This is a genomic window from Salegentibacter sp., assembly GCF_041642575.1.
In the GTDB taxonomy this organism is placed as follows: Bacteria; Bacteroidota; Bacteroidia; order Flavobacteriales; family Flavobacteriaceae; genus Salegentibacter.
In genome coordinates this window covers 1-1,861 of record NZ_JBEPWD010000196.1, presented here as the reverse complement: position 1 = coordinate 1,861, position 1,861 = coordinate 1, and the positions used below count along the sequence as shown (strand labels likewise).

General features: G+C 39.8%; 2 protein-coding genes and 1 pseudogene. All 3 read left to right on the top strand.

Translation table 11 applies throughout. The features are described from left to right. The first annotated feature begins 2 nt into the window (after positions 1-2). Positions 3-1,001 (top strand): arsenosugar biosynthesis radical SAM (seleno)protein ArsS, encoded by a 999-nt coding sequence (gene arsS, locus ACESK1_RS13260; RefSeq protein ID WP_372920645.1) that lies wholly within the window; start codon positions 3-5, stop codon positions 999-1,001. A 26-nt stretch (positions 1,002-1,027) separates the two neighbouring features. Next, positions 1,028-1,639: a TIGR04282 family arsenosugar biosynthesis glycosyltransferase gene (locus ACESK1_RS13255; RefSeq protein ID WP_372920644.1), complete on the top strand. Its 612-nt coding sequence runs from the start codon at positions 1,028-1,030 to the stop codon at positions 1,637-1,639. A gap of 2 nt (positions 1,640-1,641) precedes the next feature. Further along, a pseudogene (locus ACESK1_RS13250) lies at positions 1,642-1,861 on the top strand (purine-nucleoside phosphorylase); the annotation flags it as partial.

Below are 1,861 nucleotides of genomic sequence, written 5' to 3'. Positions count from 1 at the left end.
AGCTGGAGATATTAAGCAATGGGATCTTTAAAGATGGGGAACTTCCCTATTTCAAAGATAAGATCGCTAAGACCGGTAATTTTCCGTTGAAACCCAAAAGACTGGAAATCCTTCAGTTAAATCTGGGATACATGTGCAACCAGGTTTGCTCGCATTGTCATGTAGATGCAGGTCCCGATCGTAAAGAGATCATGACCAAAGATACCATGGAACAATGCCTGGAGGTAATAAAAACAACAAAAGCACACACCTTAGACCTTACCGGTGGAGCCCCGGAAATGAATCCGAATTTTTGCTGGTTTGTTGAGGAGGCATCCAAAGCCGGGATTAAGGATTTTATAGTACGCTCTAATCTCACAATAATCCTCGCGAATAAAAAGTACTACGACCTGCCCGACTTTTTTAAAAAATACAATGTGCACGTGGTTTCCTCCCTTCCGTTCTATAAAAGGGAAAAAACCGATAAACAGCGTGGCAGCGGAGTTTTTGATAAATCGATTAAGGCCCTGCAAATGCTTAATGAAGTTGGCTATGCTCAGCCCGGAACCGGTTTAAAACTAGACCTGGTTTATAATCCTTCGGGGGCATTCCTTCCAACCGATGAAAAGGCCATGGAGAAGGATTTCAAAAAGGCCCTTAAAGAAGATTTCAATATTGATTTTGATCATCTCTTCACAATCACTAATCTTCCTATTAGTCGATTTCTTGAATACTTAATTGCTTCAGAAAACTATGAAGATTATATGTATGAACTGGTGAATGCCTACAATCCTGCCGCGGTAGAAAATGTAATGTGCACAAACACCATTTCTGTAAGTTGGGACGGCTGGCTTTATGACTGTGATTTCAACCAGATGCTGGAACTAAAAGTGGCCTCTGATATTAAGCATATTAGCGATTATAACGAGGAAACCTTGCAGAATCGGGAGATAATTATTTCGCAACATTGTTATGGGTGCACTGCCGGCGCCGGTAGCAGTTGCCAGGGAAGCCTTTCTTGATTTTCTTACCTCAAACCATTCTCACCTTGAAAAGCAATTCCGAAGAACTTCTTATAATTTTCGCCAGAAATCCTGAAAAAGGTAAGGTGAAAACCCGTCTGGCTAAAGATATTGGAGAAAAAGCTGCCCTGGATATCTATAAATTTCTGCTGAATCATATTGCCACAATCACAAAAGAAATATCAGTTGATAAGATAGTTTACTACACTGAGTCGTTTCCGCAGCAGGATATTTTTGATGGGGAAATCTTCAAAAAAAAATTTCAAAAGGGAAATGATCTGGGGGAGAAAATGGAGCATGCCTTTCGCGATGCTTTTGCCAAAGGCTATAAACGGGTGATTATTATTGGAACCGATCTGCCGGATCTCGCAAAAGAGGATCTTGACGATGCTTTTCTCAGGCTTCATAAGCATGATGTGGTCATAGGCCCTGCAAAAGACGGCGGGTACTACTTATTAGGAATGAAATCACTAAATTCGAAAGTATTTAAAAATAAGGTTTGGAGTACCTCTTCGGTTTTGAAAAATACGCTAGAGGATTTTAAAAATAACACTGTCAAACTTTTGAAAACACTGAACGATATTGATGTGCTAAGCGATATTCCTGGGGATTCAGAATTAAGAAAATTCATAAAATAAACATGATTAAAGAATTAACAGAGTCTACAGATTACCTGGTTTCGAGGGGATTTGATAACCCTGAAATCGGGATTATCCTGGGAACAGGACTGGGTAAACTGGTTGAAGATTTAGAGATAGAAGCTGAGGTTAGCTATAACCATATTCCATACTTTCCTACGGCTACGGTAGAATTTCATAAAGGGAAACTGATCTTCGGAAAACTGGAAGGAAAAAGAGTAA